Here is an 18,223-nt window from a genome sequence, read left to right as displayed (position 1 = left end):
CAAATCATAGATGATTTTCTAAACTAAATTTACATTAAGACCAGTATTTTCCTAGCTCCAATGATTATTATTGATAGCGAAACCTTTATTCATGCGTGTTTCATGTGTATTATAATGAGCTCATTGCGTGATTTCAGCATCCCTGAAGCGTATAACCAGATCAGAAGCATGGATACACTTGTCGGGCTTGAACCCATTGTGGATTGGAATGCCCTTGGATCCATGGTATCATCTCTCTTCAAAAACAACACCGAAAAGGGTGGAAGGCCTAACTTTGATGAGATAACCATGATCAGGACACTCTTCATACAGGAACTTTACGGCCTCAGTGATGAGGCAACGGAGAGGGAACTCTATGACAGGATATCATTCAGGCATTTCCTCCACTATCCGGATAAGATGCCTGATGCCAGAACCATATGGCTGTTCAGGGAAAGACTCTCATCATCCGGCATGGACAAGAAACTCTGGGAAGCCATATGGAAGCAGTTCAATGACAGGGGAATAAGGATAGAAAAGGGCGTTATACAGGATGCCTCATATATTGAGTCGGATCATGGAAAACATGGAAGGAGGAAACCTCCAGTTCCAGTGGATCCGGAACCTCCGCAGATGACGAAGAATGAGGAAACGGGTGAGTCGCCAGGGAAGGGTGATGCTGCTGATCCAGATCAGAAGAAAAAGATGACAAAGGCCCAGAAGAAGGCAGCGAAGATAAAAGCATCAGAAAAGAAGAGACTCAGCAAGGAAGAGAGAAGATCCTCTAAGACAAGAAGATCGAAGGACGGTACTTTCACAAAAAAAGATAACAGAACACATTTCGGATACAAGCTTCACAGCTCTGTAGGCGTCGACATGCCACTGATCAGGGAGTTTGTCGTAACCACAGCAGCACTCCATGATGCCAATGTTGATCTGAGTGTACCGGATATGCCATGTTACAGGGACAAGGGATACCAGGGTGCACCATGCAGGGGACTGAACGGGACAATGGATCATGCATCCAGAAATAATCCGCTTTCAATCGATCAGGTGAGACGGAATCTGCGCATATCAAGGAAGAGATCACCTGGTGAGAGACCGTACTCCATCATCAAGGGAAAATTCAACGGTGATCATGTTTATGTGACCATGGTTAGGCGTGTTCGTGTAAAGGCGATGTTCAAGTGTTTCTGCTACAATCTTTTCACACTGATGAACCTGAAAAAAAGAGGGAAGATAGCGGCAGCTATGTAAAATGAGTGAAAAGGAAGAAAAAAACAGAAAAAATTAAGGGGTTTTGAGAAGAATATCCACATTCAGCGGCATGATCATGCCCATAAAACAGGTTTAGTACTGTCTTGTTAGAGGAATCATAAGATTATAGAAAAGGTCGATAGATGGTCATGTAACCCCACATTACGTATCTGCTCCAGCTCCTATGGGAATAGGAGACTTTGGAATAAAGAATGTGAGTGGTGTTCTTACGCCATATCAATTATCAACGAACAGCTTTGAGGGTACAATATCCATAAGCAATCTTACTGCATTGTATGCATTAAATGAAGATCCAAGCAATATAACAGTGCAGCTGAATACAGTTTTAAATAATGCTACCCTATTTGGAAATTCAAATTATACCTTCTGGACACAAAACGTGCTATTATATTCATCCAATCATCACACTATAACTTTTGAAGATAATATGTGGAATTTTTCAAGTCCTAAGGCTATTATAACACAAAATTCTATCTATAGCACTACTGGGCATGTTATCAAATATCCTGGTGTACATATTGCTTATGGGCCCACTTTTGCTGTGAAAACACCTTTTACAGTACATCTATACCTAAACTCAACACTAATTGACAACAGGAATGCGGTTTATTTCAATTACTCCGTTCCACAGCTATCGGTGCATGGCACATACGATTTGGTAATACTCAACTCTACCTACCATACTGCAAGCACATTTAAGACACCTCAGTCAAACTTTCTCATCAGCGGTTCACATCTTACACCAACGAATTATCTCCTTTATGATGCAGAAATAATGATTGGTGGACCAGGTGGTGGAAGCACAACAACCCTTTATAATGTAAACGCAAATATGACATTGAAATATTACAATGCAACAAGCTCAGCATACATGAATGTACCGAGCGCATATGACTATGGTACTGATACTGGAGAAACGTCATCAGGTGAATCCATTTACTGGAATTCAAATGATGTTGCAGAGATCAACACAGGTCCAAGTATTCTCGAAGGAATGTGGGGTATACAGTCCGCAACAAAAATGGGTGACATGAAGATAACAGGCCAGATTGAACCTTCAAACGCATTTTTATTTGTCAATGTTGGGACAAAAGTGAACAATTTAACTGCACAGTGGGCACCATTGCAACAGAACGGAAAGTTTATGCTCACTCTCACCCCAGGAACATACAGCCTTCAGGTACTTCTTTCAAACTATGCACCTGCATTCGAATCAAATATATCGGGCAAGGCAAATGGTCCAGTAAAAGTTATTTCAGTTAACCTGCCTTTCAATACGTCGTACTGCGGGTACACACCACTATACGCTTTCAATAACAATCAACTTTCTAACATAGCCGTACAGGGAAATGGTACACCAATGGAACCATACATACTTGCAGACCAGTGTTGTGAGGTAGATCCAGTATTTGGACAACTAAACGATTTTGGATTTCCAGTATTTATGGCAGTCTTTTTGAGTGGAACTACGGACTATGTAAGCTCAGTTGATAGCGAACAACCCTGTGTTGAAAACTCCTATAATGGTTCTTATGTAGGTTTTAATTCAATGCCATTCGCCTTTTATAAAGTTCAGAATTATTCAATGATTGGCATGCAAGTTAGTGGAATCTTTTACCCTGGAGAAGACGGGTTTATTGCAGGAGAGATAACTTTTTGGGATTCTTCAAACGATTTCATAGTCCAAACCTCTTTCGATACAAAGTTTCCAATCACAACTGTCAATTCTACAGATATCACTATATCCAACAGCGTGTCTACCCTGGAATATAATAATATATATCTATACTGTGGAAGTGTTATCCTTGCAAGTGACATAATTTGCTGTGGAAATTTAACCGAGGTAAATGGAACTGCAGATCTTGTACACAGCCATTTAGAAGATACTATCCTACTAGCATGTGATGGAGCTTCCTTAAACATTCGTGGAACTATTGTAACGCATGACGATTTACTGGTTGTCGATTCGAAAATAATGAGTACAGATAACCTTGTATCTGAGAGTGTATATTGTTATTACCTTTCCTCAGCAAGTTCAATGAATAATTATCAGGGAAGCAGTAAAATCATAGTCTATGACTCTACATCAAGTGATGTAGGTGGTGAATATATAGACATGAGCCTGATAGTAGAAAATTCAATGATTTCCATTAGTGGAAAAGTTCTAAATTCAACATACATATGTAATATAAATTCTACTGTTAAGCTGAGCTCGGTTAAAATATATAACACTGAACTGTACTCTTTGAACGGACTAAATAACATTGAGTCAGCTACAGGCTCATATTTGTTATTTGCTTCAGAAAAGAGCAATACTATGATCAGCAGTTCTCAACTATTTGGAGTCAGGGGTTTTTCTGAATATGGAAACTTTTCTACAACAGGTTCGTTCATAATAGGCGTTGAATTCGAATCAATATTCTCAAACAATTCCTTTACAAACAGCATAATCCAGAGTATTCCAACATCTGTCAGTGAAGGTTACGAATTTCCGACATACCTATGGACCTATGATGGAACAAACGTTTTATCAGGAGACACATTTGCTGTGATAAACTTCCAGAATGATGAGGAAACAATATGCTGTGACTATCAGGTTAACTTAAATAGCATTACATTCATGGACGGTGTAAACAGTGTAACAGGTTCAACTTTCTATACATCTGGAGGAGACTCAGCAGCAAATCTAATCGTGCAGTATGGAATAAACAACATTCAGGGAAACACATTTGAATCCAAGCATGTGGAACTACTTGGAAATCAGTATGGAGCAGGCAGTTCACTGATTGTTTACGGTGGTGATAATGTTATAGGCCATAACAAGTTTGTCAGTATCAATTCACCTGCAAGCAGCTCATTGATAAAATATGGGGATGTATCAACGCAGGCCAGTAACCAGTATCTGTATTCCCTTAACTTCACCGAATCAGGGTTGGCAAATGGTACAGCCTGGAGTGTAGATGTAAATGGAACAACACATACAACAACTGGTTCATACATAAATCTATTAGTGTCCCCAGGAACCTATTCATTTAAGGCAACTTCATATGGATATGGGTCTTTATCTGGATCAGTAGATGTAGTATCTTCATCTGTTAACGAGCCACTTACATTCAGTAAACTTCCACAGTATTCCGTAACGTTTATGAGTGGCGGTTTACCCAGTGGAGTTAACTGGACAGTGACCATGGATCATATGACAATGTCTGGATATACTAACATGCTGACATTCACAAACATCCCAATGGGCACATACACCTACACAGTAGCTGATTCATCAAGTCACTATTCTCCTGTTGTTGCTTCTGGCACAATTGATGTTACTTCAAATATGACACAAACAGTATCATTCATGGGAATAAGTTATACTGTAACCTTCAATGAAAATGGACTTGCATCAGGAACAAACTGGACAGTAACAGTCAATGGACATGTTTATTCAAGCACTCAGTCCTCAATTTCGCTGACAATGCCCATAGGATCAAACCTAACCTACAGGGTAGGCAATGAAACGGGATATATCTCATCAGAGAGAACTGGCAACTTTGCAGTATTTGGCAATTACAGTGTGACTGTAAATTACGCTAAGCCAGGAGTTTCCCCAACACTGACATATGTGGGTATAGCCGTCGCCGCAATAGCGGGTCTTGCTGTTGGTGCCGGGGTTATGCTTGTCCTTAGAAAGAAGACTGTACCATAATTTTAAAAATTTATTAATATTTTTATTGTTAAACAACAATTTTATTTTTTCTGGGTCATAATATGAAATTCTTTTAACATCTCGATTGAATAGGGCATATTGGATTTAGTGAGCTGTTCCACATTTATTCCTATGTTTATTTCAGGGTAATTATGGATCTTGTCACTCATTATTGCCGTCAGAACATCTAATGCGTTTTTGATAGATCTCTTATACGCTTTGGAAACCTGCTCATTCTCAAGTATGTAATCTTTTGTTTCATCAGGTAGATCAACGCCAAGGAAATCCAGCAGATTGAGGTCAGCAACACTCTTTAGTGGTGCAAAACTCAGGATCACTGTTGCAGGATTCACCTGTGCCTTTGAACATAATTCACCATATTCCTTCAGAAGATGAGTTATGTGATCCCCCTCAAATAACATCTGCGTTGTAAAGAAATCAGCTCCTGATATGGTCTTATATAACATCCTTCTTGCCTCACCACCCCTCTCAGGCAAACAGATGTTTCCTATGGTAATATCATTCAAATTTTTCGTCTTCATAAGATGTTTTGTAATCAGGTTTGCCTCTGAAACATTTGGGCCGGTATACCTGTGATGTCTTGTATTTCCACCAACAAGAACAATATTCCTGATGCCCTGCGATTCAGTTTCCACAATCCAGTTGGCAAATTCATCAAAGGATTCCATGTGTGCTACAACCTTATTAATGATTGCTTCTTTTCCAAGCTGATATGCAATTCCCCTGGCCAGTTTTCTTGTAAATATGCTGTTATATCTTGGCTTTCCCTCATGATTTTCTTCCACCAGTTCAGGAACATTAATAGCTGTTAATCCTGGGAAATCTGACAGTGTTTTGGATATATCCATAATCCGTGCTTCAATATTCTTCACGATCCTGTTGTCATGCTCCGGATCTCCGGTCTTGCTGTCCCTTAAGGGTATAACTGTGAATATAAGGGGCAAATTATTGAGGGATTCTTTGAAGTTAACCATGCTAATCATTCTTATAATGTATGATTGCTTTTAAGTCTTGGCAGCTATTTTTCCATTTCGTTTAAATAAATTCCAATTACACATTAACATAAGTTAAATTTTCTTAACAGATTTCAAACTAATACTGCATGAAATTCATTATGGAATATGAAAACTTCTGAACCTCCTCAACATTTGTCATATTAACCATAGTAAAGTCACATCCACAAATTTAGAGAAATTACAGAAATTTGATTCTTATTATGCAAAGAATTTGCATATAATGTGTATTTGATCTTGAAAAACTGCCTTATGAACAGATTATATATATTTCTGATCAAAATGAATTTAACAAAAATTATAGCAGTAGTGCTTGGAGTTTTGATGATAGGCTTTGCAGGAGCCTTTGCTTACACTTATTCGGATCTTGCAGCCCACCCTCAGGCAAGCCCAAACACAGAGGAATCAGCAGTTCTGGGAGATGCGTTCTCTCACTGGAATGATATATCCATAGAAAACTCAACATTGTTAAGCAGTCAGTATGCTTCTAATGCAACACTTCAGTGGGTTGGCGGACCACTTACAGGCACATATCATGGTGTTGTAAATATAACATCTACATGGAATAAATTCTTTGGTCTCTGGAGTGCGGTCTGGTTTTACTCTGTTAATCCACCCACAGTTTCAATGAGTGGTAATTATGCTACAGTGACTTCCCAGAACCAGTTTGTTGTTACGCCTATCAATAGTCAGAACCAGGCTCAGTACATAAATGTAAGTTACACACTGGTATACAGCCTTGGAAAAGTATCCGTATCTTCATCCAGTGGTGTAACAGCATATACTTCAGTAAGTACATCCGCAACTGGACCAATGATTCAAAAGGAGATATGGAAGATCACAGGATCAGGATTCGTGTCTTCTACGGAGAAGAATTCTCAGACAAATCAGATAAATTCCCTGGCATTCAACCACTGGAATAACATAGCCATAGAAAATATAACAACGGTAATGCAGGAATATACTTCCAATGCAACACTTCACTGGGCAAGCGGTCCATTAAAGGGTAACTACAATGGATACAGTGCCATAATGGGAACATGGAACAAGTTCTTTGGTTTGTGGAACGCCGTCTGGTTCTACTCAGAGGCACCTCCAGTGGTAACCATGCATGGAAACAGTGCAAATGTTAACGCTACGGTACAGTTCATAGTGCAGAGCAGCTCTAACCTTTCAAAGTTCGAATACATTAATGTCACCTACGGAATAGAGTATTACAACATGGGCTTCGATGTTCATACCGGTGCATACAACTATGAGATCATTTACGAAAACTTTGACAACACTGCAATTGGTCCTATAAATAAGGTTTGAAATCTAAAACCTTTTACCTTAATTTGAATAGACAGATTGGTAGTGTAACACTTGGACAGGGAGACTGAAAGGCTTGTGTGGTATATTCTGGGAGCTACGAGAGGTGGCCCAATGAGAATGAGAATCATTGGAACACTGATAAATAGGCCACAGAATATGAACAGCCTTGCGAGGGAACTGGATGTGAACTACAGAACAGTTGAACATCATATTAACATACTGATAAAAAGTGAAATGGTTGTTGAGGAGGGTGAAGGATATGGTAAAATATACTTTCCATCTGCATTGGTAGAGAAGATATATGATGAAATTGTGGCAATGATGAAGAGGAGGGGAATGAATGTATGACTGAGGTAATGTGGTTCCTGAATATAGGAGTGCTAGCAGTAGAGCTGATAATTTCACTGGTTATTATATACGTGTTTTCATCTGAGATGAGAAAGAACAGGGTAAAAGTTTACAGGCCGGTTATTGCACTTGGCACACTCATACTGTTGCAGGAAATTGTATCCATTTATATCTATTATGGATTTTCATTGAAATATGGGATAGCACTTTCTGTTCCGTTGTTTATAATAAATCTATTTGGCATTGCTGTACTTATAATCCTGTACAGGATACTTTCTCCATAATCATTCCTTTCATCTTTGTAAAAAGGAATAAATAACACATTCTTCATTTATCATTGGAATTAAATAGAAGAGATAAAAAGTATTTTCATAATGTTTTAGATCTGAAATTGCGATCGTTTTTATAATATTTTATAAAATTTTAATAACTATTTCTTATGAATTACCATTCAAAACTATTTTTTTCTTTACACTATTAATAAGTATATCCAAGTTATTATTAATTGGGTCGATATTAGGGACGAATGAACAAATTTTTAAATAATAAATTTTTCTCTGAAGGGATGGCTATATTTGTCGTAATCCTGTTTTTGCTGAGCTCAGCAGCCTCTATAGCTGCAAACAACAATTCCGGAATTAATACTATAAATCAGCCTACAAATACTGCTGGCACACACACTATTTTAAGCGTGAATCCTCAGGTATCTGCAGGGGCCATTAATCAGAGTCCAGTTTTGAAAACTATTGTGATGAATAACAACAGTTTGGTGAAGGGAAACTTTTTATACGATTGCTCGGTAGTAGGCTTCTCCGACTTCTATGATCCATCAAATGGTTTATTGTATTACTCAGATGCAAACGGCGGTCAACTTCTAATAATCAACACATCGTCTAGAGTTGTGGAAAAAACTATCAAGGTGGATTATTACCCCTCGATGATTTCCTATGACTCAGCTAATGGATATATATATTTGCCACAAGAAAACTCACACAATATAACTGTCATAAATACCACGAGTAATGATGTGGTTAAAAGTATAAGTGTTGGAAACGCTCCATTTACGTCTCTATATGTTCCCTCCACCGGCAACATTTATGTTTCAAACATATGTTCAGGTAATATTTCTGTGATTTCAGGAAAATCTAATAAGGTAGTGTCATCCATTTTTACAGGCAAAAATTCAAGTCCGGTGGGAATGGCCTATGATTCCCAGAATGGAAATCTTTACGTAGCTGATTGCACCTACGGAAATGTATATGTTGTGAACACAACAAGCAATAAAATTGTTGGGAATATAAGCGTCGGTAAGGATCCTTTTTGTTTGTCTTATGACAATTCTAATTCCTTACTTTATATTACAAACCCAAATACAAATAATGTAACTTTGGTTAATGCAAACACTGAAAAAATCATTGGAAATATAACGTCTTTCGATAAACCAACCTTTGAGACTTTTGATGGGACCTCAAATTACCTTTATATTAGCAATGGGGGGTCAAATAATGTTTCCGTTCTGGATCTTGCAACCAATACTATTTTAAAAAATATTAATCTGGAATGCACCGCCACAAAGGGGACATATGATTCACAAAACAATTATCTGTACATTCCAACATACAGTAACATTTCTATTATCAATGGAAATAATAATGAACTCTTGGGTTTCATTAACTTTACTTACTCTCCTACTGCATCAACGCTTGATACTTCCAATGGAAATATATATGTTGCAAACTGTTTTGAAAATGATGTATCAGTGATCAATAGTGTAACTAATATGCTTGTGAAAAACATAAACGTTGGATCCCATCCAAGAGCAATCACTTACGACTCAATGAATGGTTATGTATATGTTGTTAACCAGGGTTCAAATGATGTGACTGTGATTAACGGAGTCACAAATACGGTAATAACGACCATCAAGGTACAGCACTATCCAAGGGCCATAGCATACGATTCATCAAATGGAAATCTATACGTAGCAGATACTGGTTCAAGCAATGTAACCGTTATCAATGGAATGACCAACACAGTTACTGCAACAATCGCGACACAAACCAATCCCTGTGGGCTGGCATATGATTCCATCAATGGAAATATTTATGTTTCTATAGAACAGCATTACATGGTTTCAGTTATAAATCCATCAGAAAGCAAGGTTGTTGCAAATATAACTGTTGGTAGTGGTCCTATATTCATGACATTTGATTCCTCAAACGGCTATATATATGTATCAAACTACTTCAGCAAGAATGTATCCGTTATAGATGGTTCGTCTAACAAAGTGATTAAGTCAATAAATGTGGGAGCCCATCTTGCAGGGTTATCCTATGATTTTGTGAACGGATATATATACGGTGCAAGTGATGTATACAATAATACGGTTCAAATAAACGGTGCAACAAACTCCTTGGCCGGAAATATAACTGTGGGTACCTATCCATACACCACACTGTTTGATCCATTGAATGGAAATCTATATGTAGGTAACAAAAACTCAGGAACCATAAGCATTATAGCACCTGCAGTTCATAAAGGTCAGTATAATGTTACATTCACAAGGACAGGAATACCTTTTGGTACTCCATGGTATGTAAATCTTACAGATGGATTAAGTTCTGGACCAATTAGTGGAACATCATATACATTTAATCTTATCAACAGTTCATATAATTATTCATCATCTTCGGATGCAACCAATGGCCTATATTATGCACCTTGCTGCGGATCTTTTAAGGTAGACGGATCAGCAATTACCGAGAAAGTACAGTTCGAAGCTTTATACACAATCAACTTCACCAGAACAGATTTACCATTGGGCACATCCTGGTATATAAACGTTACATGCGGCCCTGGTGAATTGTCAAAATTTGGACCTATTAATGGTACTTTCTTTACATTCTATGCTACCAACGGGACATATAATTACACAGTATCCTCCAACAATAATGTATATTTCTTTGATATGGGCAACTTTAGTGTGAATGGATCCTCTGTGAATGAACAAATTCAGTTTTACATAATGTATACTATGGTATTCAATGAGTCTGGTTTGCCATCAGGAACAATCTGGTACGTGAATCTAACAGACGGGATCACATCAGGTCCAATAACAGGAACTACATTTTCATTCATTCTCTTTAACAGTACCTATTTCTATAACATTGCATCGAGTAACAAGCTCTACCACTCAAATGGAGGTTCACTCATAATAAATGGATCATCCGTTACCCAGAATATAAAGTTCTCCGAGGAAAACTATTCGATTACATTCGATGAGAACGGATTGAAAGCTGGTTATACATGGTATGTAAATCTTTCAAATGGAATGAAATCCGGTCCTATCCCGGGATCAAATACGCTGGGTAATTATATATTCTATCTTCCAAACGGCTCCTATTCATTTACAATCACCTCAGCAAACAAAATATATGCCCCGGATCTTAGAAGCGGAACATTTACCGTCAATGGTAAGAATATTTACATAAACATTACATTCTACAAAGTTGAATATAACGTTTTATTCATGGAGAAAGGTTTGCCTTCTGGATTTGTATGGGGTGTAAACATTGGAACAGGTGTGAGTTTAACATCTTCAGGAAACCTAAGCGTTGGAAGTGAATATAGTTTGATGCTTACAAACGGAACCTATTCCTACATTCCGTATATGATAGATCACTACTTCGTGAAAAGTGGAACCATAGTTGTTCATGGTGCTGATATTTCAGTTGTAATAAACTATGAAAAGGAAGCGTTTCTGAAAATTGATGTAAATCCGCAAACAGCCAGTCTTTCCCTTAACGGTGCTAACGAATCCCTAATTTTAGGACAGTACACCAGCTACGTAAAGGAGGGCTACTATTACATAAGTGTAGATGAAAAAGGATACACACCATATACAAACCTTGTCTATCTGTCATGGAATCATTCATACTCATACAGTGTAACATTAACTGAAATTCCCGTATATGGATATCTTACAGGTATAGTACTGCCGGCAAATGCCACTGTCACAGCCAATGGAGCCGTAATACCCTTGATGAACGGTTATTTCAACACGACAATTTCACCAGGAACATATTACATAAGTGTTTCTGCTTCAGGCTACCAGGGATATGTTACCACCGTGAAGGTATATGAAAATAAAGCAACCAGTCTTGATGTAACACTTAAAAAGGTATCCAGCTCTGTGATTATACAGGGACGCCTGGATCAGTTGAATGCATCTCTCACAGTTAACGGTTTCGTGGCATATGTCAACTCAACCGGTTACTTCGAGGTATCAGTACCGGCAGGAAGTGTTACCATATCTGCGGTGGAAAATGGATATTACCCATTCTCCGAAACACTAAATCTTTCGTCATCCACAACACTGAGCAATATTGCACTGGTAAAGGAGCCTGCCCCAACATCCACAAGCACATCCAACGGAACAGTTTCAACCGGGTACAATGTGACAGTTTCAGGAATTAAACCTGCAAATGGATATGTTTCACTGAATTACACTGCGAATCCTAATGGAACGCTTATCATTCTGCTGCCATATAATGAGATACAGAATGCAACCATAACTGAGATACTGGAAAGCAAGGTATATATCAATGGGGTTCAGTACAAGAATTTCACCATATCCATATCATCAACAGGATCTGCCATTCTAACAGTAACACATCTCTCAGGTGATCCAACACTATACTGGAAATACTCACCGGACGTATCCATTCCAAAGACAGCTGCAAAATACAGCGTTGTCTTTTCAGAAACTGGATTACCGTCAGGAACAACATGGTATGTGAATGGATCGGTTAGTGGAAGTGCAGTTTCAGGCTCATCCATAACTTTCTCACTGACAAATGGAACATACACATTCACTGTCACCAATACAACAGACTATTACACCACAGTAACTCAGTTTACAGTAAAGGTCAGCGGAAAGGATGTATCTGAATCAGTTACATATCTCCACTATTCGTACATAGCAGGAAACATATCACCCAGTGGTGCTACTGTAACAATAAACGGCAAGTCAGTGTCACTATCATCCACAGGTGCATTCAATATGAGTGTCGCAGCAGGATCCTATGAAGTTGTTGTTTCAGATAATGGTTATGAAACAGTATACGACAATTTCACTCTTGGCAATGGCGCTACAAAGAATGTGGATCTGTCATTAAAAGCAGTGGCCCAGCCTGCAAAGGCTGTTTCAACACTGACCAACGATGAGTTGTTTGCCATATTCGGTGTTATCGCACTAGTAGTTGTGATAGGAGCAGTCGTTGTGATAATGAGAAGAAAGAACTAGTCAAACCAATTCTTAACTCAATTTTTTAAATTATTTTAATTATCTTATCTTGAAGAATAGAGAGTATATTTTATGTATTACTATAGCAGTTAGATAACATCCTTCTATTTCCTTTATGTTTACTCTTAGCATATAATATTCAAATTAAAAATGGAAGTTTTCTTAAAAATTTTCTTCTTCAATAAAACGGTAAACTATAATGTTGAACCTAAGACACACATGTTTTAGGAATATCCGCAATAAATGTTATTAACATTAAAAAGATGATAGTGTACATGATCTGCTGTAATTTCGAAAAGATCCAGCTCAATCCTAATTCCCCTCCATGCTAATATACTTTCTCCCCGTGATCCATTCCTCGTTTATGTCCATCATTATAGAGACAACAAGCCTCATCAGGGATTGCTCCGAAGGAAATGCACCTATCTTCCTTGTCCTTCGCTTGAATTCCAGGTTCAACCTCTCCAGCACGTTTGTCGTCCTCAATCTTCTCCAGCAATTTGGATCAAATGCCAGATAGTTGTACAGTGATGGATGCCATCTCTCAAACATATCGGATGCACCCTCCAATCCATTGGCAACCAGTACATCCTGTGCTCTTGATATGAGCGATTCATTCTCCAGGGCTTCCTTTACTATGAGCGATACCGATTGCCACTTCTTCTTTGGTATTACCTTCATCAGGTTCCTGAGGAAATGAACATGACAGTACTGCCATGACGCTCCCAGGAAGGAGCGTGATACCGCCTCCATGATCCCCCTGTGGCCATCGGAGACAACGAGTTCGACGCCTTTCAATCCTCGCTCCTTTAGATTGTCGAAGAAGGCTTCCCACTGCATCTCTGTTTCTGAATCATGGAGCCTTGCCGAAAGGATCTCCCTCTTCCCCTCGCTGTTTATGCCTATGCACACATAGAGGGCCTTGTTGCTGTACCTTCCATCCTCACGTATCTTGAAGTACGTTGCATCGATGTACATGAATTTCATGGGAGATTCAATGGGTCTTTCAAGGAATGTCTTGACGTTTGCATCCAGTCCGGATGCAAGCGATGATACGTATGACGCGGATACATTCTCCATTCCAAGCGATCTCACCACATTCATCACATTACGCGTCGATACTCCATGCAGATAGGATTCCAGCATGACAGAATCCAGTGCCTTCTCTACCCTCGAATAACGGTCGAACACCTTCGTTTCGAACGGGAACTCCCTTATCTGTGGCTTGTCTAGCTCCACGGTACCGTCAGTGGTATTCAATTTTCTCTTGCGGGTTCCGTTCCTGTGTGCCTTCCTCTCTTCTGATCGCTCATACGGTTCAGCCGATACCTGGATTCTCGCCTCTTCCTCCATCACTTTATTGAGAAACCATTCAACCAGCTGCTTCTTTCCTTCTTTCCTGTCGTTCAGGAAAGTGCTTATTACTTCTTTCACCATTTCCATTTGGTCCTGCATTTTTTTCATCTCCAAATCTGAATCTTGCAGGACCTTTTCAATTTTACAGCAGATTCAATACACTATCAAAAAGATAGTATTAGATTCATTAAGTTATCATTATCTTTTCCTTAATATTAGTAAGACGCGCTGTAATAACCATGGGCAAACTATCTCTAAATACAGGATACCTTTTTGTAAATACCTAAATTGACGTTATTAATACTGAAACCACCAATCACGACCTAATTTTTAATAGAGAACTTATCGTAACTGGAACAAATTATTAAATCGAAGTTCTATCGAAAAGAAGCAATGCTATTATTTTCTAATGTGCATTTCTTCACTAAACTCATTTGAAATTGATTAGATTCACTTTTTGTGGATTCTATTTACGGAAACATATATTTTTTGTTGTTTAGTTATTTTAAAAATTGCATGTACTGTTTCTCAAAGGGGTTCATTCTCTTTCATTTCAATGCTTAATGTTAAATTTGACTCCTGCCCGGAATAGCCTATTTCAATCTTTGGATTATACAGGAAATAGTTAGATTTCATTGTAAAAGAAACATATGTTCTATTATTCGTTTGGGTGATTTTCGGTTTAAGCTTCGCATTCACCTCTTTATAATTGAAGCTAATAATCGAATAATTATTAAATATTAAATTGTTGCCTGTATTATTATATGAAATATTAAAGCTATAGGTTCCTGGGATTATGAGATCACAGTAAGTAGAAATTTTACTATTGTTTAATTTGTTAAAGGAAGCCGAATAGGTGGAATTAAACTGAATTGGTTCATATATCATTGGTGCCACATTGTAATTTTTTGTTAATAGGATAAATCCACCCTTTGAGGCTTCTATTCCGTAGTCACCTTTCTGATAAAGTTTGTTCATAGCCTGACACATAGTTAGTTGGCTACCACCAGAGAATCCAATTATGTATCCTAAGGCATAATCTATATTATCTGTTACTGTGAGATTTTGGAGTATGAAAGACAGATTGTTGTTAAAACCATTAATGGTCTGGAAGGAGGCCAAACAGGACAGGGACGGATCATGAACATCAATATATGGTAAATTATTTTGATAAATTACGTACGGATTATTATTAGGTATTAGATTAGCTATCTCCCTATATTCATTGTATGTTGTAATATCTGGATGAAAAATATTCATGTCGAAAGGATTGGAATTTGATGTGTTTAATGGGCCATAAGGCTGGAATACCATGGCGAACAGAATAACTGCAATCAACACACCTATAGGTTCTTTTCTTTTTTTTAGTTCAATATAAAATTTCTCTATTGCTTTTTTAATCCTCGTTTTAGAAACATTATTCAATACACTTCCTGATTCAATCGTAATAGAATAGATCAGTCCTAAATATAAAAATGGTGCAATTGTAACCATATACTGAAAGTGATAGAAATTTGGATAAACATATACATTATAATTACTGTAAAACAATATCACTAGAAATGGTATTGTAAATAAGATCCATTTTTTATTTCTGATAGGAATGAATAAAAGAGGACCCAGTAGAAGTAATATGGTGATGATCTTATTTGTTATGTTTAATTCTAAATTTGACAGTATAGGACCCGCATGTATGTGAAGATATCCGCCAAGATAAGAATTTTGGTCCTGATAATATGCTGATCTGGTTAGAATGAAATATGATATGGAAAATAAGGGAACAAGAATCAATAGGTTGTATAAAGCATAATTCATGATCTTCTTATCATGATCTCTCTTTTGAAAACTATTGTATAATTGAACTACAAGCAACAAAAGGAAGAATAAAATAGGAAAAGCCAGGTATGGAAATCTTACAGTTCCTGAAAGGAAGAAGAATATTGATGAATATAAATATTTTCCTTTTATAAAGGTAAAATAGCCAAGAAGGAAAAATAACATGAAAAAAGCCTGAAAGTGAAAGTCATAGTAATTTACCCCTGCAAGGGGAAAATATAACAGATACGAAAGAGAGATTAGAAGCGAACTGGTTTTATCCTTTATATGGGTTTTCGCTATTAAATAAATAACTATTGCAGGTAAACCTAAAAAGATCTCCTGAATTACAAGCATTCCCGTTATTCCATCAATTAAAATCAAGGGACTAAATATTATTCTAAGGAGAGAAAACGCAATCATATACGTTATGTATGGTAAGTAATGATAATGAAATATTGACCCCATGGTGAGTGAAATAATGCCTGAGTCAAAAACACTGTCCTGCATGCTGTATAATCTTAAAATATCTATGATAGACCAAAAGAAAATATATATAATAACCGCAATTATAATAATCAAGAACTGTAATTCTATATTATAAGCAATCTTCTTTTGACTATTCTTTCTCATAATTTAATTAGGAAATATAGTTATGTTTATTAAATATTTCATGACTGCAAACGCTGGTATGCTAATTAATGGCTTTAACATGATCTACAACACAATTTCAGTAAACACTGTAAAGAAAGAAGAGGAAACTCGTATTTCTTAAAGCATGAAAATGTTTTTATATTTGTCTATAAAAGACTTTGAGTTAAGGAAAAAAAAAGATAAAGTTATAACTTACTGGTAAAACAATATATCAAAATTGCCCTCGGACAATCTTAATATATTCTATGCTGTTCAGTAGGTATAATGACCAGCTATCTTGATGAGGATGAATTCAATCGCTGGATGAAAAATGCAAAAACCACATTAAGATCAGCAGAAAATGATAATTCATCCAAATTTTATAACTGGGCATGCTTTAAGGCTCAACAGGCATCTGAATATGCAATTAAAGCCTATCTGAGGGGCACAGGAATGAGTTCTTTCGGGCATTCCGTATCTCTCTTGTTGAAAGATCTTGATTTCGATAAGAATCTAATAGACCTAGCTAAGAAAATAGATAAGTATTACATTCCAACTAGATACACCGATGTGTGGTCGGAGGGGACTCCTGATGACTATTACACGGTAGAGGATGCAAATGATGCCATACTATGCTCGCAAACTATTATCAAAGAGGTGGAAGCAAAATGGAAGTTGTTGAAAAGAGAATAGAAAAACGAAATAAGATAATTAATGATGCAACAGCATATTCAAAAAACCTCTCATTCAAATGTTCAGTTCTGCTCATAGGTTCATATGCAAGGGGTGATTTTAATCTCTGGAGTGATATTGATCTCCTCATTATTGGCGATTTCAAAGGCAATCCCCTGGAAAGGCTTAAAGATATAGATTTTCCACCTGGATATGAGACAATAATGCTCACACCAGAAGAGATAAACAAAATGAAAAGTAAGAATGATAGGTTTATAACAGATGCTCTTAAGGATGGCGTAATACTCAGGGATGATTTCTCAATATCTAATAGGTAAAGATACTCACACATTCCATAGGATTGCGTTCTAAAGGATTTAATATATATACATTATTATTTTTGCTCCCCATTAATTATTCTTGATATACTATTAATACCGAGAGATATGAAATAAGGGGTGGCAATTCCACGGTTAGGCAAGGTCATAAAGTAATAATTAACTATATAATATATTATAGTTCCACATTGTATAAGAAATATTTATAAACAGGTTAGAATTATTATTTTGAATTGAGGATTAGCGTTGAAAAGCTTTCTAAATATTCAATACGCCTTTACAATGAATTGAAGGCTATACTGTGTTTTATTACACAATATCTAAAAAACAATGTTAGTAAATTCATTAAGATTTCAAACAGGCTACACAAAATATTTAATTTATCACAAAAACGTAAACATGTTCTAATTATTTTCTTAGCACTGATACTATCCATCTCTTTCCTCTCTAT

General features: G+C 37.1%; 11 protein-coding genes. 8 read left to right on the top strand and 3 right to left on the bottom strand.

Annotated elements, in window-relative coordinates; genetic code table 11:
* Window positions 1–114: 114 nt before the first annotated feature.
* Window positions 115–1,236, top strand: a complete 1,122-nt coding sequence (locus tag CSP5_RS04895) for an IS5 family transposase (RefSeq protein WP_172399409.1) — start codon at window positions 115–117, stop codon at window positions 1,234–1,236.
* Between the two features lie 139 nt (window positions 1,237–1,375).
* Window positions 1,376–4,957, top strand: coding sequence for a thermopsin family protease (locus CSP5_RS04890; protein ID WP_277868679.1), 3,582 nt, complete (start codon window positions 1,376–1,378; stop codon window positions 4,955–4,957).
* 41 nt (window positions 4,958–4,998) lie between these two features.
* On the opposite strand, the gene CSP5_RS04885 is transcribed toward CSP5_RS04890, so the two are convergent.
* A complete protein-coding gene (locus CSP5_RS04885; protein WP_172399408.1) occupies window positions 4,999–5,952 on the bottom strand; it encodes a methylenetetrahydrofolate reductase in 954 nt (317 codons plus the stop codon).
* A 321-nt stretch (window positions 5,953–6,273) separates the two neighbouring features.
* Between CSP5_RS04885 and CSP5_RS04880 the strand changes: the two genes are divergently transcribed.
* The 4 genes from CSP5_RS04880 to CSP5_RS04865 all read left to right on the top strand — a co-directional run bounded on the left by CSP5_RS04880 (window position 6,274) and on the right by CSP5_RS04865 (window position 12,958).
* Entirely contained in the window at window positions 6,274–7,305 is a 1,032-nt protein-coding gene (locus CSP5_RS04880) for a hypothetical protein (RefSeq protein ID WP_148689768.1), read from the top strand.
* Between the two features lie 51 nt (window positions 7,306–7,356).
* Complete coding sequence (locus CSP5_RS04875; protein WP_197685795.1) at window positions 7,357–7,653, top strand: ArsR/SmtB family transcription factor; 297 nt, start codon at window positions 7,357–7,359, stop codon at window positions 7,651–7,653.
* A complete protein-coding gene (locus tag CSP5_RS04870; RefSeq protein WP_077076284.1) occupies window positions 7,650–7,937 on the top strand; it encodes a hypothetical protein in 288 nt (95 codons plus the stop codon). Before CSP5_RS04875 ends, CSP5_RS04870 begins: the two co-directional genes overlap by 4 nt.
* A gap of 281 nt (window positions 7,938–8,218) precedes the next feature.
* A complete protein-coding gene (locus CSP5_RS04865) occupies window positions 8,219–12,958 on the top strand; it encodes a PEGA domain-containing protein (RefSeq protein WP_172399407.1) in 4,740 nt (1,579 codons plus the stop codon).
* Between the two features lie 312 nt (window positions 12,959–13,270).
* On the opposite strand, the gene CSP5_RS04860 is transcribed toward CSP5_RS04865, so the two are convergent.
* Complete coding sequence (locus tag CSP5_RS04860) at window positions 13,271–14,413, bottom strand: IS256 family transposase (protein ID WP_148689766.1); 1,143 nt, start codon at window positions 14,411–14,413, stop codon at window positions 13,271–13,273.
* 429 nt (window positions 14,414–14,842) lie between these two features.
* Entirely contained in the window at window positions 14,843–16,639 is a 1,797-nt protein-coding gene (locus CSP5_RS04855) for a DUF2079 domain-containing protein (RefSeq protein WP_172399406.1), read from the bottom strand.
* A gap of 408 nt (window positions 16,640–17,047) precedes the next feature.
* On the opposite strand from CSP5_RS04855, the gene CSP5_RS04850 reads away from it, so the two are divergent.
* A complete protein-coding gene (locus CSP5_RS04850) occupies window positions 17,048–17,455 on the top strand; it encodes a HEPN domain-containing protein (RefSeq protein ID WP_077076282.1) in 408 nt (135 codons plus the stop codon).
* Window positions 17,431–17,772 carry a nucleotidyltransferase domain-containing protein gene (locus CSP5_RS04845; RefSeq protein WP_077076281.1) on the top strand — a complete coding sequence of 114 codons (342 nt, stop codon included), beginning with the start codon at window positions 17,431–17,433 and terminating at the stop codon, window positions 17,770–17,772. The genes CSP5_RS04850 and CSP5_RS04845 overlap by 25 nt, the downstream gene beginning before the upstream one ends.
* Window positions 17,773–18,223 lie beyond the last annotated feature (451 nt).

The organism is Cuniculiplasma divulgatum (genome assembly GCF_900083515.1).
Classification (GTDB): domain Archaea; phylum Thermoplasmatota; class Thermoplasmata; order Thermoplasmatales; family Thermoplasmataceae; genus Cuniculiplasma; species Cuniculiplasma divulgatum.
The sequence above is the reverse complement of the archived record's forward strand: the minus strand, read 5'-3'. Positions and strand labels throughout refer to the sequence as shown.